Source organism: Microbacterium invictum, from assembly GCF_034421375.1.
In the GTDB taxonomy this organism is placed as follows: Bacteria; Actinomycetota; Actinomycetes; order Actinomycetales; family Microbacteriaceae; genus Microbacterium; species Microbacterium invictum_A.
In genome coordinates this window covers 817,923-838,764 of sequence record NZ_CP139779.1, presented here as the reverse complement: position 1 = coordinate 838,764, position 20,842 = coordinate 817,923, and the positions used below count along the sequence as shown (strand labels likewise).

Annotated in this window: 21 protein-coding genes; 6 read left to right on the top strand and 15 right to left on the bottom strand. The window is 70.9% G+C overall.

What is annotated here, in order from left to right:
* Positions 1-63: 63 nt before the first annotated feature.
* Positions 64-957, bottom strand: a complete 894-nt coding sequence (locus T9R20_RS04010; protein WP_322411258.1) for an aldo/keto reductase — start codon at positions 955-957, stop codon at positions 64-66.
* Complete coding sequence (locus T9R20_RS04005; protein WP_322411257.1) at positions 954-2,102, bottom strand: Gfo/Idh/MocA family oxidoreductase; 1,149 nt, start codon at positions 2,100-2,102, stop codon at positions 954-956. The genes T9R20_RS04010 and T9R20_RS04005 overlap by 4 nt, the downstream gene beginning before the upstream one ends.
* A gap of 162 nt (positions 2,103-2,264) precedes the next feature.
* On the opposite strand from T9R20_RS04005, the gene T9R20_RS04000 reads away from it, so the two are divergent.
* On the top strand, positions 2,265-2,498 hold the full coding sequence (locus T9R20_RS04000) for a hypothetical protein (RefSeq protein ID WP_322411256.1): 234 nt from the start codon (positions 2,265-2,267) through the stop codon (positions 2,496-2,498).
* 10 nt (positions 2,499-2,508) lie between these two features.
* Positions 2,509-2,988: a BLUF domain-containing protein gene (locus tag T9R20_RS03995; protein WP_322411255.1), complete on the top strand. Its 480-nt coding sequence runs from the start codon at positions 2,509-2,511 to the stop codon at positions 2,986-2,988.
* On the opposite strand, the gene T9R20_RS03990 is transcribed toward T9R20_RS03995, so the two are convergent.
* Positions 2,989-3,714: a ThuA domain-containing protein gene (locus tag T9R20_RS03990; protein ID WP_322411254.1), complete on the bottom strand. Its 726-nt coding sequence runs from the start codon at positions 3,712-3,714 to the stop codon at positions 2,989-2,991.
* Positions 3,715-3,837: 123 nt separating this feature from the next.
* On the opposite strand from T9R20_RS03990, the gene T9R20_RS03985 reads away from it, so the two are divergent.
* Genes T9R20_RS03985 through T9R20_RS03975 form a run of 3 tightly spaced genes read left to right on the top strand, consistent with a single transcriptional unit; the run spans position 3,838 to position 5,950 of the window.
* On the top strand, positions 3,838-4,287 hold the full coding sequence (locus T9R20_RS03985; RefSeq protein WP_322411253.1) for an SRPBCC domain-containing protein: 450 nt from the start codon (positions 3,838-3,840) through the stop codon (positions 4,285-4,287).
* A gap of 12 nt (positions 4,288-4,299) precedes the next feature.
* Positions 4,300-4,656: a YciI family protein gene (locus tag T9R20_RS03980; protein ID WP_322411252.1), complete on the top strand. Its 357-nt coding sequence runs from the start codon at positions 4,300-4,302 to the stop codon at positions 4,654-4,656.
* A 19-nt stretch (positions 4,657-4,675) separates the two neighbouring features.
* On the top strand, positions 4,676-5,950 hold the full coding sequence (locus T9R20_RS03975; protein WP_322411251.1) for an RNA polymerase sigma factor: 1,275 nt from the start codon (positions 4,676-4,678) through the stop codon (positions 5,948-5,950).
* Between the two features lie 144 nt (positions 5,951-6,094).
* Here T9R20_RS03975 and T9R20_RS03970 read toward each other — a convergent pair whose 3' ends face one another.
* The gene (locus T9R20_RS03970; protein WP_322411250.1) at positions 6,095-7,504 is read right to left on the bottom strand and encodes a pyridoxal phosphate-dependent decarboxylase family protein; all 1,410 of its coding nucleotides are present in this window, start codon (positions 7,502-7,504) and stop codon (positions 6,095-6,097) included.
* A 150-nt stretch (positions 7,505-7,654) separates the two neighbouring features.
* Between T9R20_RS03970 and T9R20_RS03965 the strand changes: the two genes are divergently transcribed.
* Positions 7,655-8,914 carry a cyanophycinase gene (locus tag T9R20_RS03965; protein ID WP_322411249.1) on the top strand — a complete coding sequence of 420 codons (1,260 nt, stop codon included), beginning with the start codon at positions 7,655-7,657 and terminating at the stop codon, positions 8,912-8,914.
* Positions 8,915-8,963: 49 nt separating this feature from the next.
* Here T9R20_RS03965 and T9R20_RS03960 read toward each other — a convergent pair whose 3' ends face one another.
* The 11 genes from T9R20_RS03960 to T9R20_RS03910 form a co-directional block, all read right to left on the bottom strand.
* Positions 8,964-9,821 carry a MurR/RpiR family transcriptional regulator gene (locus T9R20_RS03960; RefSeq protein ID WP_322411248.1) on the bottom strand — a complete coding sequence of 286 codons (858 nt, stop codon included), beginning with the start codon at positions 9,819-9,821 and terminating at the stop codon, positions 8,964-8,966.
* 31 nt (positions 9,822-9,852) lie between these two features.
* The gene (locus T9R20_RS03955) at positions 9,853-11,043 is read right to left on the bottom strand and encodes a M20/M25/M40 family metallo-hydrolase (RefSeq protein ID WP_322411247.1); all 1,191 of its coding nucleotides are present in this window, start codon (positions 11,041-11,043) and stop codon (positions 9,853-9,855) included.
* The gene (locus T9R20_RS03950; protein WP_416182938.1) at positions 11,044-11,886 is read right to left on the bottom strand and encodes an amino acid ABC transporter ATP-binding protein; all 843 of its coding nucleotides are present in this window, start codon (positions 11,884-11,886) and stop codon (positions 11,044-11,046) included. It abuts the gene before it with no gap.
* Positions 11,883-12,845: an amino acid ABC transporter permease gene (locus T9R20_RS03945; RefSeq protein WP_322411246.1), complete on the bottom strand. Its 963-nt coding sequence runs from the start codon at positions 12,843-12,845 to the stop codon at positions 11,883-11,885. The genes T9R20_RS03950 and T9R20_RS03945 overlap by 4 nt, the downstream gene beginning before the upstream one ends.
* A 14-nt stretch (positions 12,846-12,859) precedes the next feature.
* Positions 12,860-13,834, bottom strand: a complete 975-nt coding sequence (locus tag T9R20_RS03940) for an ABC transporter substrate-binding protein (protein WP_322411245.1) — start codon at positions 13,832-13,834, stop codon at positions 12,860-12,862.
* A gap of 245 nt (positions 13,835-14,079) precedes the next feature.
* Entirely contained in the window at positions 14,080-15,495 is a 1,416-nt protein-coding gene (locus T9R20_RS03935) for an NtaA/DmoA family FMN-dependent monooxygenase (protein ID WP_322411244.1), read from the bottom strand.
* A 17-nt stretch (positions 15,496-15,512) separates the two neighbouring features.
* Positions 15,513-16,769, bottom strand: coding sequence for a hypothetical protein (locus T9R20_RS03930; RefSeq protein ID WP_322411243.1), 1,257 nt, complete (start codon positions 16,767-16,769; stop codon positions 15,513-15,515).
* Entirely contained in the window at positions 16,766-17,968 is a 1,203-nt protein-coding gene (locus T9R20_RS03925) for an acyl-CoA dehydrogenase family protein (RefSeq protein ID WP_322411242.1), read from the bottom strand. Before T9R20_RS03925 ends, T9R20_RS03930 begins: the two co-directional genes overlap by 4 nt.
* The gene (locus T9R20_RS03920; protein WP_322411241.1) at positions 17,965-18,627 is read right to left on the bottom strand and encodes a methionine ABC transporter permease; all 663 of its coding nucleotides are present in this window, start codon (positions 18,625-18,627) and stop codon (positions 17,965-17,967) included. Before T9R20_RS03920 ends, T9R20_RS03925 begins: the two co-directional genes overlap by 4 nt.
* Positions 18,620-19,672 carry a methionine ABC transporter ATP-binding protein gene (locus T9R20_RS03915; protein ID WP_322411240.1) on the bottom strand — a complete coding sequence of 351 codons (1,053 nt, stop codon included), beginning with the start codon at positions 19,670-19,672 and terminating at the stop codon, positions 18,620-18,622. The genes T9R20_RS03920 and T9R20_RS03915 overlap by 8 nt, the downstream gene beginning before the upstream one ends.
* A gap of 30 nt (positions 19,673-19,702) precedes the next feature.
* The gene (locus tag T9R20_RS03910; RefSeq protein WP_322411239.1) at positions 19,703-20,698 is read right to left on the bottom strand and encodes a MetQ/NlpA family ABC transporter substrate-binding protein; all 996 of its coding nucleotides are present in this window, start codon (positions 20,696-20,698) and stop codon (positions 19,703-19,705) included.
* Between the last annotated feature and the right edge of the window lie 144 nt (positions 20,699-20,842).

Sequence of the window (20,842 nt, the reverse complement as noted above, 5' to 3'; positions counted from 1 at the left end):
TGCCACGTCTTGGGGTATGCCATCCCCGGCGCGTCGATCGACATCCGGCGTCGACGGTCGGCCCTACTGCGGATCGATGCCGACGGAGTACGACAGGCGCTCGACCTCGTCGCCGGACAGGTCGAGATCCGCGGCGGCCGCGGAGTCGGTGATCGACGCCGCTCGCCGGGCGCCGGGGATCGGGATCACGGTGTCGGCGAGCGCGAGCTCCCAGGCCAGCACCACCTGCTGCGGGCTGACGCCGCGCTCGGAGGCCACGTCGGCGAACGCCGAGAAGCGATCACCGACCGTGCGGGCGCCGCCGCCGGTTCCCCCCAGCGGGCTCCACGGGAGGAAGGCGATTCCGAGTGAGGCGCAATGACGGAGCTCGTCGATGGAGCCCGGATGCCTGGGCGAGAACTCGTTCTGGACGCTCGCGAGGTTCCCCTCGCCCAGCACCTCCACAGCGATGTCGATCTCCTCGACGCTGGCGTTCGAGATGCCGATCGCGCGGATCTTCCCCTCGTCCTGCAGCGACTTGAGATTCTGCATGATCTCGCCGTAGACCATCCATCGGTCGGGGCGGTGGTACTGGTAGAGCTCGATCTGCTCCACGCCCAGCACACGCAGCGACCGCTCGACGGCGGAGCGCAGGTAGGCGAGCGACCCGTCCCGCCCCCACTTCTCGCCCTCGCTCCGGGTGATCCCGCCCTTCGTGGTCACGAACACCCCCGCGGCATCCCCCTCCCACGTGCGCAGCGCCTCGGCGACGATCTCTTCGTTGTGCCCTATGGCGTCCCACGTCGGGGCGTAGATGTCGGCGGTGTCGATGAGGGTGACCCCGGCGTCCAGGGCGGCGTGGACGGTGGCGATCGCCTCGTCCCGGGTGGGATAGACCCGGTCGTTGTTCATCGACAGGGGCATGGCGCCCAGGCCGATGGCCGACACCTCGCGGCCGGCGAGCGAACGAGATTTCACAGCGGGGTCCTTTCGGTCGAGGTGGGAAGTCCGAGCCTGGCGAAATCGGTGAGGGGCACGGGCGTCGGCCGTTCGACGGTCGTGACCAGCTCGACCCACCGACGCTCGTCGGCGGCGTCGAGCAACGAGGTCATGATCTCGAGCACATGCAGGGCCATGGCCCCGCTCGCGCGTCCGCCGTCCGGGCGGAGGAAATCCACGAGTCCCACGCCGCGTCCCGCGCCGACGTACCCGGCGCCCGTCGGCACGTCGGCCCACTCCTGCGCGCCGTGCCGTCGCACGCGCACCTGCCCGTCGAAGTGGTTGGGATCGGGCGCCTGCAGGCTTCCCGCCTCGCCGTGCACCTCGATCGGCGGGGCACCGGTCTGGCCCCCGTCGAAGCTGAAGGTCACCGTCGAGAGGGCGCCGCCCTCGTGGACGAGCGTCCCGGTGACGTGGGTGTCGACCTCGACGGGGATCTGCTCCCCCGCGCGGGGGCCGGTGCCGATGCGCCGCACGTCGCGCGAGCGCGAGGACGCACCGCTGACCCGCACGACCGGGCCGAGCAGCTGCACCAGGGAGGTGAGGTAGTACGGCCCCATGTCCATAAGGGGCCCACCTCCCTCTCGGTAGTAGAAGTCGGGGTGCGGATGCCACGACTCGTGGCCGCCGGAAGTCCAGGTCGCCATCGCCGACACCGGCCGGCCGATGAGGCCGGCATCCACGGCGGCACGCGCGGTCTGGATGCCGGTGCCGAGCACTGTGTCGGGCGCGCCGCCGAGCCACGCGCCGGACGGGACGGCGTCGACGACACGTCGCGCCTCCGAGAGGCTCGCCGCGAGGGGCTTCTCGCCGTAGACGTTCTTCCCCGCGGCGAGGGCCTGCAGGGCGATCTCGGCGTGCGCGGCGGGAATCGTGAGATTCAGCACCGTCTCGACGCGCGGGTCGGACATCAGGTCGGCGACCGACAGGGCGCGGCACCCCGGGATGTCACGGGCCACCGCTTCGGCGCGCGCACGGTCGAGGTCGGCGACCGCGACGACCGCCACATCCGTGCGCCCTCGGAAGGTCGCGAGGTACTGCGCCGAGATCACCCCGAGCCCTACGATGCCCACCCCGTGGGCGTGCGTAGCGTCCGCGGCATCCTCACCGGTCGACGTCGTCATCGGTGCCATCCCTTCGCCTGCGAATCGGGCCCTCTCCACCCTGCCATGCCTGCCGGGCGCACGCGGCCCCACGCGTCTCGACTACCGTCGAGCCGTCGCGTATGCCACGCTGAGGGTCACGCGTGGATTCACCGGCGCGCAACAGGATGAGTGGGCCAGCTCGTGAACCATCGAGGCAGGAGTCCTGGCGCCGGTGTGGTCTGGTCGCGCGTAGAAGACGGATTCCACGTCGGAAGCCGCAACGGCGCGCTGCTCGGGTACATCATCCGCGAGCGCGACCGACGGTTCACCGCTTACGACATGCGCTCGCGACCGATCGGGAAGTACCCCGATCTGACCGAGGCGATGCACGCGCTCGTGGCGGTGACGCTCGGGATCGGCCAGCAACGCAGATGAGGAAGACCGCGTGAAAGAAAGCGCAGCCATGGGGCCGCAAGACCCGTCCGAAGACCTCCTGTCGGTGCTCTACACCAGCACGTCCCACGAGCAACTGAGCGATGAACAGCTCACCGACCTCCTCACCGTCAGTCGCTCCAGGAACGCCGCCGACGACATCACGGGGCTCCTGGTCTACAGGGCCGGGCGCTTCTTCCAGGTGATCGAGGGCCCACCTGCGGCGGTCCGCGCCCTCTACGGCCGGATCGCCGCCGACCAGCGCCACCACTCGGTGCGCACCCTGGTCGAGGATCGTGTCGCGGAGCGCCACTTCGGTGAGTGGACGATGGGCTTCGAGCGCGTTCCCGACCACGAGGAGTCCGTCCCCGTGGGTTTCCGAAGCACGTTCGACGACCTCGACGACGTCGAGGGCGCCGCCCCGACGATCCGCGCGGCGCGGGAACTCAGCCTGTGGTTCCGAGTGCGCTCACGCGCGACGACATCCTTCTGATCAGGCGCGCTCGCGCGCGGCCCAGAGCATCCCTCGCTCGATCACGGTGCGCACCCGCGCGTCCTGCAGCACGTCGACGCTGTGCCCGGGTGTCGCCACGAACACGCGCCCGTTCCCCCAGAGGCGCGTCCAGACCGCGGGCGACGTGATCGGCCGCTGCCACGGGTGGTAGGGCTGCACCGGATGCGTGGTGGTGGCCAGCACGTCGTTGAGATCGTCGTGGAGCACCCAGTACTGCTCGGTGACGAGGTCGATGTCGCCGATGCCGCGCGTGATCTCGTGGTCGCGTCCGAGTGCGGTCATCTCGATCGTGTGACGAAGGAAATTGTCGCTCTCGTCGCCCACCCGGTCGTGAGGGGCCTTGGACGGGTGTGTCGCGAACTGACCGCCGATGAGCTGGAGGTAGTCCGAGCTGCCGCGATACGCGTCGGCGATCCCGCCGTGCCAGCCGGCGAGTCCGGTTCCCGCGGCGACCGCCTCGCGAAGACCCCGGAGCGCCTCCGCCGAGATCTCCGACATCGTCACGCTCTGCACGATCAGGTCGGTCTCGGCCATCGCGTCGATATCGGCGTAGACCGCGTTCGTCTCCTCGATCCGCACCGCGAAGCCCTGTGCACGCAGGAAGGGAACGAACAGATCGGTCGCCGCGACCGGCTGATGCCCCTCCCATCCCCCGCGCACGATGAGCGCTCGGCGCTCGTTGTCACCCGTCGTTCGATCGCTCACTGGTCACCCCTCCGCAACCCGGCACACACTACCCGGCTCGAGGAATCTTTCTCGTGTTTGTCGAAACGCCCCGGGCTCGTGCGTCTTCCCGGTAGCGCCACCGTGGCGCGAAGAGAGGACATCATGTCGACCCAGAAGATCCAGCTCGCCATCAACGCCCCCGCCGCGGACGTCTGGCGGGCCTTGACCGACCCGGCGATCTCCCCCGCCTACTACTACGGCTTCGAAGCCCACATCCCCGCGGTCGCCGGCGCGGCATACTCGTACCTGATGGACGGTCACGAGGTCATCACCGGCACCGTCACCGACGTCGTCGAGGAGGAACGGCTGAGCATGACCTTCCGCGGATCCTGGGCACCGGATGTCGCCGAGCTCCCCGAGAGCCGCGTCACGTACGTGCTCTCGGACACCGCGATGTCGATCCCCGGGCTCACCCAGCTCACCCTCATCCACGAGGGCCTCCCCGAGGGCCCCACGTCCGAGAACATCGAGCGCGGCTGGGTGCTGATCCTCTCGGGACTGAAGACGCTCCTCGAGACCTCCGCCCCGCTCGTGCCGGCGCCCACCGCGTAGAAGGGACATCCCATGCAGTTCGCGATCCTGGCGATGGAAGCCGAGGCCGACTACGCCGACCGCACCGACCCGGACGCCTCCGAGGCCTACTGGTCGTCGTGGGCGGCGTACGTCACCGCTCTCCAGGAGAGCGGCACCATGTCCGCCGCCGCCGGGCTCCAGCCGCCGGGGACGGCGACGACGGTGCGGATGCGCGGCGGCGACGCCGAGATCCAGGACGGTCCGTTCGCCGACACCAAGGAGCACCTGGGCGGGATCTTCCTCATCGAGGCGCCCGACCTGGACGCCGCGATGCAGTGGGCGGCGCGGTGCCCGGCCGCAGCCCGCGGGTCGGTCGAAGTCCGGCCGGTGCTTCCGCCGATGTCCTGATCGCGCGGGAAGGAGCGGGATGGTCCCCCGACACGATGCCGTCGACGAGGCGGTCGACGAGGCGCTCGCCGAGGCTCACCGAGAGCTCTTCGGGCGCCTCGTCGGCTGGCTGTTCCGCCGCGAGGGCGACCTCCAGGCCGCCGAGGATGCCGTCGCATCGGTGTTCGCGCAGGCCGTCACCGCCTGGAGGCAGGCCGGGGTGCCGCGGTCGCCCGAGGCCTGGCTGCGGGTCGCTGCCCGCAACGCCGCGATCAGCGCCGCGCGGCGCCGCACCAGAGACGTCACCGTGGCGCCCGAGGAGATGACCGACATGGCCGTGACCGACGATGAGATCGCCGAGCCCCCACCCACCGCCGATGACGTCCTCACCCTGCTGTTCGTCTGCGCGCATCCGGCCATCGACGAGCGCCTCCATGCCCCGCTCATGCTCCAGGCCGTCCTCGGGGTCGACGCGGCGCGGATCGCGGCGGTGTTCCTGGTGCCGCCGGCGACCATGGGTCAGCGCCTCAGCCGGGTGAAGACGAAGATCCGCGACGCAGGCATCCGCTATCGCGTGCCGTCGCCGGGAGACCTGCCCGCGCGGGTCGGCGCCGTCCTTCGTGCGATCTACGCCGCGTACGGGTCATCCGACGCCCTGATCGACGATCTCGGGGGCGATCGTCCGGCGCTTCGCGCCGAGGCGCTGCGGCTGGCGGAGGTGCTGGCGGCTCTGAGTCCCGACGATCCCGAGGTTCGCGGGCTCCTCGCACTGCTGCTCCACACCGAGAGTCGGCGCCCGGCCCGGTTCGCGGGGAGCACCTTCGTCCCGCTTGCGGAACAGGACACGCGACTGTGGTCGACCGAGCTCCGTCGTCGCGGCGACGCCGAGCTCCGGCGCGCGGCGGCGTCCGGCGCGCTCGGACGGTTCCAGCTCGAGGCGGCGATCAGCGCCGTGCACTCGGCGCGCGCCGAGACCGGGACCACCGAGTGGAGCGCGGTGGTGACGCTCTACCGCGGGCTGCTGCAGGTGGCACCCTCGATCGGGGCGACCATCGGCGCGGCGGCGGCCCTGGTCGAGGTCGGCGACACCGACGAGGCTGCCGGGATGCTGGCCGGCCTGCCGTCATCCGCCATCGAGAGCCATCAGCCCTACTGGGTCTGTCTCGCCCGGGTCGAGGCGGCGCGCGGCCGGGCGGCCGAGGCGGACGATGCGACCCGCCGTGCCATCGGGCTGACGACCGACCCGCGGGTGCGGGCCTATCTCCTCGCCCGCGCGCCCCTCACCGGCCCCGGTCGTCCCGCTCCGGCGGACTGACACCCGCGCGCCGCCCTCGGCACGTCGAAACCCACCCGCGGGCCCCCCGGCGCGTCGAAACCCACCCCCACGTCCGAGACCTGTCGCCACGCGGTCGGTCTCGGCCGCCGGGATCGGTTTCGACGATCGACGATCGACGCCGCCTCAGGCCAGCGAGTCGAGGATCTCGCCGAGCAGTTCGTCGGTGGTGAGCGGCGAGATGAGAGCGATCCGCAGCACGGGCTCGCCGCGATGCGAGCTCGGTACGACGAACGCGCGCTGCTCGTCGAGCAGCCTGTCCGACCACGCCTCGTAATCGGCGAGCGACCAACCCTCGCGACGGAACACCACCACCGACAGGTCGGGCTCGCGGACGAGGGACAGGTCGGGGCGGCGGCGGATATCGTCGGCGAGACGCTTCGCCCGCGAGATCGCGTCGGCGATCGTCGTCCGGTACTGCTCGGTGCCGTGGACGGCGAGCGAGAACCACAGCGGCAGGCCGCGGGCGCGTCGAGTGAGCTGGATCGCCAGATCAGAGGGGTTCCAGTCGAGCGAATCCGTCAGCGTGTCGAGATACTCGGCCTTCTGCGTGTGCGAGTGGATCGCCGGCACCGGGTCGCGGTATATCAACGCGCACGCGTCGAAGGGCGCGAAGAGCCACTTGTGCGGATCGACGATGACCGAGTCGGCCCGCTCGACGCCGGCGAAGAGCGGTCGCGAAGCGGGCGAGAGCATCGCCGCCAGTCCGTAGGCGCCGTCGACGTGGAACCACACCCCGGCAGCGTTCGCCGCGTCGGCGATCGAGGCGATGTCGTCGACGATGCCGAAGTTCGTCGTTCCGGCCGTCGCGACCACGGCGAACACGCGGTCGGCGTGCTCGTCCAGCACCGCACTGACGGCGGCGCCGTGCAGCTTGCCGTCCTCGCCCACGGCCGCTGTCAGCACGTCCACATCCATCACGGCGGCCGCCGAGGCGATCGACGAGTGCGCCTCGGCGCTGCAGACGACGGCCCAGCGGGCAGGGGCGGGGCGCTCGGCGTCTGCGGCGCGCCGGCGCGCGTGGTCGCGCGCGGTGACGAGGGCCGAGAGGTTCCCGATGGTCCCACCCTGCACGAACACCCCGCCCGCCGAGGCGGGGAGGCCGAACTCGCCGGCGAGCCACCGGAGCACCTCGTTCTCGGCGAAGACCGCCCCCGAGCCCTCCATCCACGAGCCGCCGTAGATCGCGGATGCCGACACGACGACGTCGAACGCCAGCGCGGCCTTGGACGGCGCGGACGGGATGAAGGAGAGGTAGCCGGGATGATCGGTCGACAGGCAGGCGGGAGCGAGGACGTGCTCGAACAGCGCAAGCGCACGCTCGGACCCCATGCCGTCGGGTCGGATCGAGTCGCCCGCGAGTCGCCGGAGGTCTGCCAGGCGCATCGCGCGATCGAGGGGAACGTCGGGGTAGAGCGCGCGCCGGCGCGCATACTCGAGCACCTGGTCGACGACGGCCGTGGTCTGCGGGGTGATCGCGTGCATCCGCGCGGCCGTGTCGAGGCCCGAGGAGGGCGGTTCGGGCGCTCGCGTCATCGGGAGACCTCTTCCGTCGGAATGTAATGTGCGTTAGCTTCAGTCACGAAGGTACCTAATCCGTATCGTACATTTCATTGTCGTCGTTTCGAAGGAGAAACCGTGACCTCATCCGCTCGCACGTGGGGCGTTCTCGCTCTATCCTGCGCCATGATCGTCGGCCTCGCCGCCCCCGCGACCGCCGCCCCGCTGAACCGGGCGAAGCCCCTGGACCCCCATGCGGTCCTCATCGGCGGCAACCTCAAAGAGAACGCCGAGATCCTGCAGACCATCGTCGACCTCGCCGATCCCGACGGCACGGGGCCCGCGCGTGCGCGGATCGCGATCGTGACGGCGGCGTCGTCGTCGGCGCGGACGCCCGCCGAGGCCGCCGACCCGACGCTCAACAACGCTGCGGCGAACGGGCTCTACTACGCCGAGCTCTTCGGTCGCTTCGGCGCCGACACCTACGCCGTGCCGATCGACACCCGTGCCGACTACGACGGCGATGCCTACTCCCCCGCCCGCGCCTCCGATCCCGAGGTGGCGGCGCAGATCGGCGCGTCGACGGGGGTGTTCTTCGGCGGCGGTGATCAGATGAGGTACGTCCGCACCCTGTTCTCGTGCGACCCGGCCGAGCTCGAGGCGTTCACCTCGTGCCGGGACACCCCGGCGATGACCGCCATCCGTCAGGTCGCCGACCGCGGTGTGGTCGCGGGAGTCAGCGCGGGCCTGACCATCCAGCAGGGCGCCGACATGATCACCGGCGGCGAGTCGTACCAGGCCTGGCGCGACGGAGCCACCCCCGGCTATCTCGACGACGCCGCCGCGCTCGGCTACCTCCCCGCCGGCGGGTTCGGATTCGTCGACGGGGTCCTCCTCGACAGTCACTTCACGACCTGGGGCCGCCAGGGACGCGCAGCGAAGCTCGCGCTCGAGACCGGGAACCCGTACGTCCTCGGCGTCGACGAGACCACGGCGGTGGTGCTCGACCGCGATGACCACGAGGGGCGCGTCATCGGCGAGCACGGCGCCTCGATCCTCGATGTGACCCGCGCGACGCTCACCGACACCGGCGTCGAGAACGTGCGGTGGAGCTACGCGAGCGCCGGAGACGAGATCGACCTGCGCGGTCGCGCCGAGGTCGAAGACGCGCGGGGCGCGAAGAAGCTGAAGCCCCGGGGCGCCGATGCGGCCGTGCGGACGGATGTCTGGGACTCCATCGATGGCCCCGGCGGCGTGTACTCCCTGCGTGATCTGGCCCTCGAGGTCGCCGCGTCGCGCAGCGGCACGGGGCTAGGCGTGAGCGTCGAGGTCGATCCCTCGTTCGAGACGGTGCTCACCCGCGACCGGAAGACCGACGTCTGGACGACTCCCGCGGGCGCCGTGTCGTTCTCCGACCTCCGGATGGACATCCGCGTCGCCGACTGAGCGCTCGCGCCTCGTCCGGGGCGTCCCGCATCCGCGGGGCGCCCCGGACTCAGTAGAGACCGAGGTCGGCGGCGGCGCGGTCGGCTCGCGCCATCCGGTCCACCGCGGCATCGCCGAGGCGCTCGAAGCACCCAGCGACGACGGTCTCGATGAGCGCCAGTGCAGGCGTGAGCGCGTCGAACGGCGACGGCGCGGCCGTCTCGCTGGCGAGCACGACGTCGGCCTCCGACGCGATCGGCGAGAGGAACGTGTCGGTGAACAGCACCACCGCCGTGTGCCGTGCGCGCGCGTGCCGCGCGAGCCGGAGCGTCTGCTCCTCGTAGCGGCGGTAGTCGAACAGGACCATCACGTCACGGCGCCCCAGATCTTCGACCATCGCCGCCCGCGCAGAAGGCTGGTCCGAGAGCATCCGCACCCGTGGCCGCAGCTGCTCGAGGTGCAGCGCCAAGACGCGTCCGAGCAGATTGCTGTACCGGCCGCCGGCGATGACCACCGATCCGGATGCCTGGGAGATGAGTTCCACGCAGCGCTCGAGGTCGTGCGTGCTCACGTCGTCGAACGTTCTCTGGATCGTGCCGGTGGTGATCGCCGCGGCCCGGTCGCGCAGGCCCTGCGGCTCGCCGTCCGCCGGCGGGCGCGAGGCGAGGATGCGCAACGGGGACGCCGACCGCTCGTCGAGGTCGTGGCGGAGCGCCTCCTGGAAGTCGGGGAAGCCCCGATATCCGAGCCGGTGCACGAAACGCAGCACCGTCGGGCCGCTCACCCCGGCACGCTCGGCGAGCCTCGCGACCGTCTCGAAACCCGCGGACGGGTAGGCCGACAGCAGCACGCGAGCGACCTTCCGCTCGGCGGGTGAGCAGTCCGCCATCCCGCGCCGGATGGATTCAGCGACACCGGCATCGGTCATCTCGGGCACCTCCGCCTCGACAGTACTGCGCTCACCCCTCGGCGATGCGCACGACGAGGCCGGCGAGAAGCGCCACGCGCTCGGGGACCGACGCGAGGTCGAGCCACTCGGTCGGGGAATGATCGTCCCCGCCGATCGGGCCCAGTCCGTCGAGCACCGGGACGCCGAGCGCCGCGATGAAGTTGGCGTCGGACACCCCTCCCGTCGCGGCCCCACCCAGGGGCCACCCCCCGTCGGCGGCCACCGCCCGTGCCGCCTGGAACAGCACCGCCGTGTCGGTCGCCTCGAGGGGCGGGCAGAGCGCCTCGCGGCGGAAGGTCGCACCGACACCGGGAACCGTCGTCGCCTCGACCCGACGCTCCAGGGCGTGGAGCGTCCGCTCGAGTGCCGCCGCCGTCCAGGCCCGCACCTCTCCGCGGAGGGTCGCGACGGCCGGGACGATGTTGGGTCGCTCGCCGGCGGCGACGACGCCGATGTTGACCGTCACATCGCCATCGCATGCCAGCGCATGAGCGTCCAGCAGCAGTCGCGCCGCCTCGACGGCCGCGTCCGCGCCGCGTTCGGGCTCGACGCCGGCGTGCGCCGCCCGCCCCGAGACGTCGACGTGCACGTCGGCGACGCCCTTCCGCGCGACGACGACGTCGCCGTTCTCGCGGGCGCACTCCAGGCAGAGAGCCGCATCCACGCCCGTGGCGGCCGCCCGCAGGAGCTCACCCGACGCGGGGGCGCCGACCTCTTCGTCGGGGGTGAAGGCGAGGATGAGCTCGCCGTAGCCGGCGTAGCCGATGCGATCGAGCACATCGGCCGCGTGGATCCCGGCGAGGAGGCCGCCCTTGTCGTCGCTCACGCCGGGGCCGTAGGCGCGACCGCCGACTTCCCGGTACGGACGGAGCGCTGCGGTGCCGTCGGCGAAGACCGTGTCCATGTGGGCGAAGAGCAGGATGCGGCGGGTTCCGGTGCCGAGTCGGCGCCCGACCACCACGCGGCCGAAGCGGCGACCGTCGACGACCGGGGTCGGCGGCGTCTCCACCGCGAAACCGGCCGCCGCGAGACGCGCCGCGCACCAGGCACCCACGGCGTCGACGCCGTCCGGGGAGTACGAGCCCGAATCGATCCCGACCAGGTGCGCCAGCTCGTGGCGGTACTGCGAGAGCTGATCGTCGGCGTGGGCGCGCAGCGCCTCCGCGGATGCCGACGCCGCGGCATCCGTCCGGAACAGCACCTAGAGGACCTTCGCCAGGAACGACCGAGTCCGCGCCTCCTGCGGGTCGATGAGCACCTGGGCGGGATCGCCCTGCTCGACGGCGACGCCGCCGTCCATGAACACCGCCACGTCGCCGACCTCTCGCGCGAAGCCGATCTCGTGCGTCACGACGATCATGGTCATGCCCGACGCAGCCAGGTCGCGCATGACGTCGAGCACGTCGCCGACGAGCTCGGGGTCCAGCGCCGACGTCGGCTCGTCGAAGAGCATCACCTCGGGGTCCATCGCGAGGGCGCGGGCGATCGCGATCCGCTGCTGCTGACCCCCCGAGAGGGCGCTCGGGTACGCACCGGCCTTGTCTGCGAGGCCGACCCGGTCCAGCAGCTCGTGGGCGCGCTCCCTCGCCTGGGCGCGCGATTGCCCGCGCACCTGCGTGGGCGCCTCGACGATGTTCTCGAGCGCGGTCATGTGGGGGAAGAGATTGAACCGCTGGAAGACCATGCCGACGCCGCGACGCTGTCGCGCGACATCCTTCTCCTTCAGCTCGTAGAGTTTGCCGCCGCGTTCGGCGTAGCCCACCGTGCGTCCCGCGACGCGGATGAGCCCCGCGTCGATCTTCTCGAGGTGGTTGATGCAGCGGAGGAAGGTCGACTTGCCCGAGCCCGAGGGGCCGAGAAGACAGGCGACCTGGCCGCGCTCGACCTGGAGGGTGATGCCCTTGAGCACCTCGAGCGACCCGAAGCGCTTGTGCACGTCGCGGGCGTCGATGATCGCGGTGTCGGTGTGCGGGTGGGTGGCCCCGGGGGCGGATGCCGCGGGAGCGGTCGCTTCACGCGCGGCGGAGGTCGCAGGGGAGGTCATTTCGCGCCGCCCTTCCAGGTGCGGAGGAGTCGGAGGGTGCTGCTCTCGCGGGCGCCGGCGACGCCGCGTCCGTAGCGTCGCTCGAGCCATGCCTGGGGGATGGCCAGGATGCTGGTCAGGGCCAGGTACCAGATCGCCGCGACGATGAGGAGCGGGATGATCTTGAAGTTCTGGGCGTACGCGGCCTGGAGGTTCGACATGAGGTCGCGCCCGGCGATGACCGACACCAGCGCCGTGGTCTTCAGCATGGTGATGACCTCGTTGCCCATGGGCGGCACGATCACCCGCATGGCCTGGGGCAGGACGATCCGGCGCATGGTGCGACCCGGGGTCATCCCGAGGGAGTGGGCGGCTTCGGTCTGCCCGTGGTCGACCGATTGGATGCCGGCACGGACGATCTCGGAGGCGTAGGCCATCTCGTTCAGGCCGAGCGCGAGGAGCGCGGCGACCGTCGCCGGGATGAGGTCGCTCGTCTCGACCGACCAGAACTCCACGCTCGTGAACGGGATGCCGATGACGACCTTCGGGAGGAAGGCGCCGATGAAGCCCCAGAAGATGAGCTGGAGCAGCACCGGGGTGCCGCGGAACACCCACACGAACAGCCCCGCGACCACGCGGAGGACGGGGTTGGGCGAGAGCCGCATGATCGCCACGATGATTCCGCCCCCGAGGCCGATGACCATGGCGGCGACGGTGAGGAAGATCGTCGTCGCGAGCCCCTGGAGGGTGAGGGGGGCGAAGAGGTACTCCCCCACCGTGGGCCAGTCGAGGTTGGGATTCTGTGCGAATCCGAGGATGAGCGCGGCGGCGAGGATCCCCACGATCGCGCCCGAGATCCAGCGACCCGGGTGGCGGAGGGGCACCGCGGTGATCGGGGCCGGCGTGGGGTGCGGGGGCTCGCCGGAGCGGGAGGCCGGAGGGGACGGAGGACTGTCGACCGGAGCCGGGGAGGTGACCATGGTTGCTCCCCCGATCAGGACGCGGCCTCGGCGGCGGCGTTGATGGTCGCGGTCTCGATGCCGATTCCCTCGACGCCGAACTCGGCGAGGATCGCGGTGTAGGTGCCGTCGTCCATCAGGCTCTGCAGCGCCGCCTGGATGGCCTCGGCGAACTGCTCGTTCTCCTTGAGCACGCCGATGCCGTTCAGCGTGGCGTCGTAGCCGTTGGGGGCCGCGGGGTCCTCCACCACCATGAACGTCTCGCCGTCGTTGGTCGTCTTCGCGACGTACCCGGCGCTGGGCTTGGTCAGCAGGGACGCGACGGCCTTGCCGGCCGTGATCGCCAGCTGGGCGTCGGAGTCGGACGGGAACTCGGCGAGGGAGATCGGATCGAGCCCCTCGGCCTCGCATTCGGCCTGCCAGACCCCGGTGACGAGGTCCACCTGGCTCGTTGCGGTCTGCACTGCGACATCCTTGCCGCAGAGGTCGAGGTAGGTCTCGATGTCGTCGGGGTTGCCGGCGCGCGTGAGGATGCCGGTGCCCGATGCCGAGTAGTCGACGAAGGTCAGCACGTCCATGCGCTCGACACTCGAGGTCATGGCCGAGATGGTGAGGTCGTAGTTGCCGGCCTGAAGGGCGGGGATGATGCCGTCGAAACCCTGCTGGGCGAACTCCACGTCGATGCCGAGCTTGCCGCCGATCGCCTGCCCGAGCAGGATGTCGACACCGGTGAGCTCTTCCGAGCCCTCCTCGACGAACATCTCGAACGGGGCGTACGGGGCGTCGGTGGCGGCTGTGACCCGTCCCGCCTGGGTGATGTCGTCGGGAAGAAGGGCACGCGCGTCGTCGTCGACGGCGATCTCGACGCCGGCGATCTCGACAGGCTCGGCGGACGCGTCGTCCGCGCTCTCGGAGCCTGCGGCCGCGGCGCAGCCGGCGAGCAGGATGCCGCTCGCGGCGAGGGCGGTGGCGGCGAGGATCGCGCGGTGGGTGCGGGGGAAGTGTGCCATCGGTGGACCTTTCTGCGGAGCGTTCGTCATCGAGCGTCGCGGTCCATAATGTAACACGCATTACAGATTGTCTAGCATAAAATCAATTCGTAATTCTCGTATCACCTCAGGGCGAAGGTGCCGCGATGACGGGAGCATGCCGTCGAGGAGCCGGTCGGGCCCCCGGAGGAGCGGGGCGGTGCCGTCGGCACGCTTCGCGCCCGTCCTGGTCTAGGGACGGAGCGCGCCTCACGCGTCGGAGACCCTCACACCGTGAACCGCAGCGGCTCCCGGCTCGTCTGCACGCCGGCAGCCCCTCGGTAGGCGGCCGCCGGGTGCGGCGCGGCGAGGCGCGGGCCCCTGCCGAAGAGCCGTTCCCGCAGTGTCTGCGGCTCCGCCGGGCGCTCCCGGATCCGTCCGCGCCGTCGCAGCTCCGGCACCACCAGCTCGGCGAAGTCGCGCGCGGTGTCGAACGAGTGGTACTGGCGCAAGTTGATCCCGTCCACGCCGTCCTCGTCGAGCCAGCGCTCGACCTCGTCGGCCACGACGGTGGGGGTGCCCGCGACGAAGAAGCGCCCCTCGCGCTGCGCGGCGAACCGGTCGAGCACCGCACCGACCGTCGCCGACCCGTCGATCGGGCCCATCGCCTCCGGCGGCAGCCCGGCCTCGGCGAGGGCCGCGGCGATCGTCTGCTCCCGCGGAAGACGCGGAAGATCGAGCGGCAGACTGGCGTGCGCCAGGATGCCATCGAGGCTCTGCCGTTCCCGGTAGCGGCGCCACTTGTCCGCGGCATCCTCCTCCGTGCGACCGACCACGACCCCGGCCTGCACGATGAACTTCACGTCGTCGCCCGCCCTGCCGCTCGCTACGGCAGCCGCCCGCATGTCGGTGGCGTGGCGTCGGAAATCCTCCGCGGTGCGTCCGCCGGTGAAGACGAGCTCGGCGTGCCGCCCCGCGAACGCGATCCCCGCGGGCGACTGCGTCGCCTGATACAGCACGGGCGTGCGCTGCGGCGACGGTTCGACCAGGTGGGGTCCCGCCACACGGAAGTGCTCACCGACATGGTCGATGTAGCGCACCATCTCGGGCCGGGCGAACACGCCGTTCTCGCGATCGGCGACGACGGCGTCGTCATCCCACGATCCCTCCCACAGCTTGTACACGACCTCGAGGAACTCATCGGCGATCTCGTAGCGCTCGTCGTGCGGGATCTCGTCGGCGAGGCCGAAGTTGCGTGCGGCGTTCGGAAGGTAGGACGTGACGATGTTCCAGCCGACGCGGCCGCCGGTGAGGTGATCGAGGGTCGACATCCGACGCGCGAAGGAGAAGGGCGGCTCGTAGCTGGTGGAGAAGGTGACGCCGAACGCGAGGTGCCGGGTCACGGCGGCCATGAGCGGGATCACCAGCAGCGGGTCGTGCGAGGGGATCTGCAGACCCTCCTTCACGGCGGTGTCGGGGCTGCCGCGAAAGGTGTCGTACGCGCCCACGACATCGGCGAGGAACACGCCGTCGAATCCGCCGCCCTCGAGGATCTGGGCCAGCTCCGTCCAGTACCCGATCTCGCCGTGACGGTGACGGTTGTTGTCTGGCAGCGTCCACAGCCCGTGGGTGATGTGGCTGACGGTGTTCATCTCGAACAGATTCAGGATGAGCGGCTTCTTCTCGCGGGACGGTGAGGTCATAGGGGGATTCTTCCGGGTCAGGCTTCGCCGCTGGTCCACCAGGCGACGATCGGGGTGGAGTTCACGAGGTGGTCGCCGACGATGCGGGCCTTGTACCGCGCGGGGTTGTGGGATGCCAGCGCACGGGCGTTCCGCCAGTGGCGGTCGAGCGCGAGCTGCGCGCCGAGGGCGCTCGCGCCGCCCACCTCGAACAGGTCGGTCGCCGCTCTCAGCACGTTCGGGACGATGACGAGCTGCGCCTGGGCGGTGGCGAGGTCGGCGGCCGCGATCGCGGCTGCCCGGTCATCACCCTGCGGCGACGATGAGGAGGGATGCGATGACTCCGCCGCACGCGCCAGAGCGGCGAGCGCGCGACTCAGCGCTGCGTCGGCGGCGAACGAAAGGGCGGACAGATCACCCACGACCTCCTGGACGATCGGGTCATGGCGAGGTCGATCGGCGCTCGCATGGGAGTACGAGCGGGTGCGTTCCCGGACGAAGCGGGCGGCATCATCGACGACGGCGCGACCGATCCCGGTCAGGGCGGCGAGCAGCACGAGCTGCACGAAAGCGCCGGCGTGGCCGGGGGCGGCGGAACGTGCGACGACGTCACCCTCCGCGACCCGGACATCGTCGAAGACCGTGGACCCGCTGCCGGTCATCCGCTGCCCGAACCCACCCCAGTCATCGACGCGCGTGAGCCCGGGAGCATCGGTCGCGACGAGCACGCTGACCGGTTCGGGCCCGAGCCCGGTCGAGGGATCGGGCGTGGCGAGGACCCCCACCACGTCGGCGAAGAGGGTGCCCGTGCTGTAGAACTTCCGCCCGTCCAGCCGCAGCCCCCGCTCATCGCGAGAAAGGGTCGTCGCGTATGCGCCGACCCCCGCAGGCCCCCGTTCGAAGGTCGCATTGCCGTGGATCGCGCCCTCGGCGATCCGGGCGAGACGCACGCGCGCGGTGGTGGACGGTTCCGCGTGCAGGGTGCGGTCGACGAAGGCGAAGTGGGAGCGAAGGAGCTGAGCGAGGTTCGGGTCGCGTCGGGCGAGCTCGGTGAGCAGCTCGAAGAGGGCATGGTGGTCGGCCCCGTCTCCCCCGAGTTCGCGCGGCAGCGTGACCCGCGTGAAGCCGGACGCCCGCAGGAGCTCCACCTCGGCGAACGGCAGGCGCCGCTCGTGCTCGCGCACGACGGCTCCGGTGCCGATCTCGTCGAACACCGCTCGGTAACGCTCGACCAGCTCCGCGGTGCTCGCGCGCCGGCCGACGTCGTCAGCCGTCAGCGGAGACGGAATCGTCATGCACCCGGGGCCTTCCATGCGGGGAGCGTCCCCCGCAGCTCCCACTGCCCGATCGCGCGCGTGCGCTGGACGACGGGATTGTGCGAGGCGATGGTGCGGACGTTCCGCCAATGACGGTCGAGGGCGGTGCTGACGCTCACGGCGGACGCCCCGCCGACCTCGAACAGACGCGTCGCGGCGTCGAGGATCAGCCGGGGGACGACCTCCTGCAGCCGGTACACCTCGAGCTGGAGCGCGCGGAGCCGCTCGGCACTGCCGGCTCCCCGATCCTCGAGGGCGTCGCCGAGCTCGACGGCGACCGAGAGCACGAGGCGTCTGGAGGCGGCGGCCGCCGCGCTGACCTCGCCGACGACGAGCTGGACGAGGGGGTCGTCGGCGGGCAGCGTCTCACCGGCGAAGCCGAAGGTCCGCCGCCTCGGCCGGACGAACGCGACGGTGTCGTCGAGCGCGCGCTGGGCGATGCCGGCGATCACGGCCAGCAGGGTGAGCTGGAAGACGCTCCCGAGCGCCGCCCACCGGCGCTCGTCCTCGATCGAGGGCACCACGTCGCGCGGATCGACGGGGACGCGTTCGAAGGTGGTCGTGCCGCTGCCGGTCAGCAGCTGGCCGAAGCCGTCCCAGTCGTCGACGGGTCGAACGCCCGGGTGCGCCGCCGCCACGGTGACCGCCACGCGCTCGCCGCCGTCGAGCGCGGCGAGGTGGATCCAGTCGGCGTAGATGCTGCCGGTCGTGTAGTACTTCGTGCCCGTGAGCAGCAGCTCGTCGCCGTCCCGGTCGATGCGGGTCTCCAGCCGCGCGGTGCTCTGGCGCTCGGACTGGGCGTTGCCGATCAGGTCGCCGTCGAGGATGCGTCGCCACCACCGGTCATCCGCTCCCCCGCCCTGCGCACGGAGGTCCTCCACGAAGGCGATGTGGCCGCGCCACAGGTGCCCGAGGCTCGCGTCGGCGGCAGACAGGCGGATGACGCGGTCGATGACCTCCGCGAAGGCGCGGTCTTCTCCCCCGTGGGCGGCGGGCACACGCAGCGCACCGAACCCGAGTCCGCGCAGCTCGGCGACCTCGTCGAAGAGCAGCCGGCGGTCGCGCTCGCGGTCGACCGCGCCGACGGCCACCCGGTCCAGGAAGGCCGCGAAGCGGTCATCCCTCGGCTCCTCCTGAGCTCGAGCGCCCGGAATCGTACGCGCGTCGACGGCGCTCAATGCAGCACCCGCTTCGCGACGGCGTTGCCGATCAGCTGGGCGAGCTGGACCAGGACGATGAGGGTGACGACGACGATCAGCACGGTGATCCAGTCGAACCGCGCGTACCCGAACTTCAGCGCAAGGTCGCCGAGTCCCCCGCCTCCGACGACGCCGGCCACGGCCGTCGCATCGACGAGCGCAACGAGGATGTAGGTGAGCCCGAGCGTGAGCGGCCCCAGCGCCTCGGGGACCACGATCGTGAAGAGCACCCGGGCGGGGCTCGCACCCATCGCCGCCCCCGCCTCGATCGATCCCGGGTCGACGGCGACGAGATTCGACTCGGCGACGCGGGCGATCGCGACGCTCGCGACGAGGACGAGCGGGAGGGTCGCGGGAAGCGGGCCGATGCCGGTGCCGAACACGAACCGGGTCAGCGGGATGAGCGCGATGGCGACGATGAGGAAGGGGATCGGCCGGATGACGTTGATCACGACGTTCAGCACCCCGAAGATCACCCGGTTCTCGAGCAGATTCCCGGGCCTCGAGGCGTAGAGCAGCAGGCCCATCAGGATGCCGATGACGGCCGCACCCAGGAAGGCCACCGAGACCATGAGTCCCGTCTCGGCGAGCGCCTGGAAGAAGCGGGGCAAGAATGCCTCGAGGTCGAACTCACGCATGCGCGGCCTCCGCAGCTCGGGTGTCGGCCAGGTCCGACACGGTGGTGACCGCCCGGAGGTCGTCGAGGGCGTCGTCGATGTCGGACGGATGACCCACCAGCTCGACCGTGAGTGTGCCGAAGGCGCGTCCCTGCAACTCGTCCACGCCGCCGTAGATCACGTTCGCGTCCACGCCGTGGTCGCGCGCGATCCTCGAGAGCACCGTCCCCGCGCCGTCGTGATCGGCGATCCGCACCTGCACCAGGCGCCCAGGGTGACGCGCACGCAATCGGTCCAGCGTCTCGGCAGAGGGGACGTGGCGGAGCACCGACGAGACGAATCGCCGAGAGGTCGGGTTCTGGGGGGCGGAGAAGACGTCGTAGACGCTCCCGGTCTCCACGACCCGGCCGCTGTCCATGACGGCGACGCGGTGGGCGATCTCACGAACGACGTCGACCTCGTGGGTGACGAGCACGATGGTCACTCCCTGCTCCCGGTGGATGCGGGTGAGGAGGTCGAGCACCTCACCCGTCGTCTGGGGGTCGAGGGCGCTCGTGGATTCGTCGGAGATGAGGATGTCGGGGCGCGTCGCGAGCGCGCGGGCGATGCCCACGCGCTGCTTCTGCCCACCGGACAGCTGCGAGGGGTAGGCGAGGGCCTTGTCGGCGAGGCCGACGAAGTCCAGCAGCTCCTCGACGCGGTCGATGATCTGCTCGGCCGTCCACCCGGCGAGCTTCAGGGGGTAGGCGATGTTCTTGAACACGGTGCGCGAGCGCAGCAGATTGAACTGCTGAAAGATCATGCCGATGCCCCGGCGTGCGGCGTAAAGCTCCCGCCCGGCGAGGGAGGAGATCTCCACGCCGTCGACGACGACGCGTCCGGAGGTCGGACGCTCCAGGGCGTTGACGGTGCGCAGGAGGGTCGACTTGCCGGCGCCGGAGTATCCGACGATCCCGAAGATCTCGCCCCGCTCGACGGTGAGGTCGACCGAGCGGAGCGCGTCGACCCGGCGGCCGCGGACGGTGAAGGTCTTCGACACGTCCTCGAAAGAGATGGCGGTCGTCATGTCCGTATCCTCTCTGCGCACCGCCGGGGCTCAGCCCTGCGCGGCCGCGGCTTCCAGATCGGCGAGCTTGGCGCGGAGGTCGTCGATGTCGACGTCGACCAGCACGGTGTTCCCGAAGTACTCCTCCTCCAGCGCCTCGGCCACACGAGGGTCGGCGTAGGCCTCCTCGAGGATCTCCCACGCGGGGTTGTCGACGTCGTTCGCTCGAGTGGCGACCACATTGACGTACGGCAGGTTCTTCTCGTCGAGCGAGTCGTCGAGGAACAGCGCGTCGTCGGCGCCGATTCCCTGAGACGGGTCGAAGTACGAGGTGCCGACGATCACGGCCGAGAGGCTCGGGTCTTCGAATTGGAGCGGGATGTCGCGGGCGGGAAGCGGAACGAACTGCAGATTGCGGTCGTTGGTGTCGATGTCGTCGACGGTCGGGAAGTCACCGGCGTCTTCGGAGAGCTCGATGAGCCCGGCGGACTCGAGGATGTTGAGGGCGCGGCCGCCGTTCGACGGGTCATCCGGGATGCCGATCCGCGCGCCGTCCTGCAGGGCGTCGACGTCGTCGAGGGTCGCCGAGAAGATGCCCCACTGGGTGATGACGGTCGAGAACACCGGGGTAATGTCGGCGTCGTTCTCGGTGTTGAACGCACTGAGGTAGAGGATGTGCTGGAACGCGTTGGCGTCTACGGTGCCGGCCACGAGCTCGGTGTTGGGGAGCACCCAGTCGTCGACGTTCAGCCACTCGACATCGAGGCCCTTCTCGGCCGCCACCTCGGCGATGGTGTCCTGGAACACACTGTCCTCGGCCGTGGCGATGGTGACGCTGAGCTCCTCCGGCGCGGTGGAGGCCTCGGCGGCACTGGCGGCGGGGTCGGCGCTGCCGAGGTTCGCCACGATGGCGACGGCGCCGGCGACGAGGCCGACGACGGCGACCGCGCCGACAGCGATGGCGGCGGTGCGGCGCTTCTTCTTCTGCGCGGTGAGGGCGGAGCGAAGGTCGCTCTCGCCGGACGGGGTGGGGTTCTCTGCGGACATGATGGGTCTCCTGGATGCTGCGGACGTGGCCTGTGGGCAGTCAGTAAACGGGCCGCCCGCGGGGCGTCGCAACGCGTGACGTCACGGTTCGAAAGCGGGCGTCATACGGCGTCGTAAGGCGTCATGTTTCAGGCCGACGGGATG

What these genes read in the sequence shown, in the direction of transcription:
- T9R20_RS03960 (WP_322411248.1), bottom strand. Translation starts at nt 9,821, where the DNA reads ATGACCGATGCCGGTGTCGCTGAATCCATCCGGCGCGGGATGGCGGAC.
- T9R20_RS03910 (WP_322411239.1), bottom strand. Translation starts at nt 20,698, where the DNA reads ATGTCCGCAGAGAACCCCACCCCGTCCGGCGAGAGCGACCTTCGCTCC.
- T9R20_RS03970 (WP_322411250.1), bottom strand. Translation starts at nt 7,504, where the DNA reads ATGACGCGAGCGCCCGAACCGCCCTCCTCGGGCCTCGACACGGCCGCG.
- T9R20_RS03965 (WP_322411249.1), top strand. Translation starts at nt 7,655, where the DNA reads ATGATCGTCGGCCTCGCCGCCCCCGCGACCGCCGCCCCGCTGAACCGG.
- T9R20_RS03920 (WP_322411241.1), bottom strand. Translation starts at nt 18,627, where the DNA reads ATGCGTGAGTTCGACCTCGAGGCATTCTTGCCCCGCTTCTTCCAGGCG.
- T9R20_RS03980 (WP_322411252.1), top strand. Translation starts at nt 4,300, where the DNA reads ATGCAGTTCGCGATCCTGGCGATGGAAGCCGAGGCCGACTACGCCGAC.
- T9R20_RS03940 (WP_322411245.1), bottom strand. Translation starts at nt 13,834, where the DNA reads ATGGCACACTTCCCCCGCACCCACCGCGCGATCCTCGCCGCCACCGCC.
- T9R20_RS04005 (WP_322411257.1), bottom strand. Translation starts at nt 2,102, where the DNA reads ATGACGACGTCGACCGGTGAGGATGCCGCGGACGCTACGCACGCCCAC.
- T9R20_RS03935 (WP_322411244.1), bottom strand. Translation starts at nt 15,495, where the DNA reads ATGACCTCACCGTCCCGCGAGAAGAAGCCGCTCATCCTGAATCTGTTC.
- T9R20_RS03945 (WP_322411246.1), bottom strand. Translation starts at nt 12,845, where the DNA reads ATGGTCACCTCCCCGGCTCCGGTCGACAGTCCTCCGTCCCCTCCGGCC.
- T9R20_RS03975 (WP_322411251.1), top strand. Translation starts at nt 4,676, where the DNA reads ATGGTCCCCCGACACGATGCCGTCGACGAGGCGGTCGACGAGGCGCTC.
- T9R20_RS03950 (WP_416182938.1), bottom strand. Translation starts at nt 11,886, where the DNA reads ATGACCTCCCCTGCGACCTCCGCCGCGCGTGAAGCGACCGCTCCCGCG.
- T9R20_RS03915 (WP_322411240.1), bottom strand. Translation starts at nt 19,672, where the DNA reads ATGACGACCGCCATCTCTTTCGAGGACGTGTCGAAGACCTTCACCGTC.
- T9R20_RS03930 (WP_322411243.1), bottom strand. Translation starts at nt 16,769, where the DNA reads ATGACGATTCCGTCTCCGCTGACGGCTGACGACGTCGGCCGGCGCGCG.
- T9R20_RS03985 (WP_322411253.1), top strand. Translation starts at nt 3,838, where the DNA reads ATGTCGACCCAGAAGATCCAGCTCGCCATCAACGCCCCCGCCGCGGAC.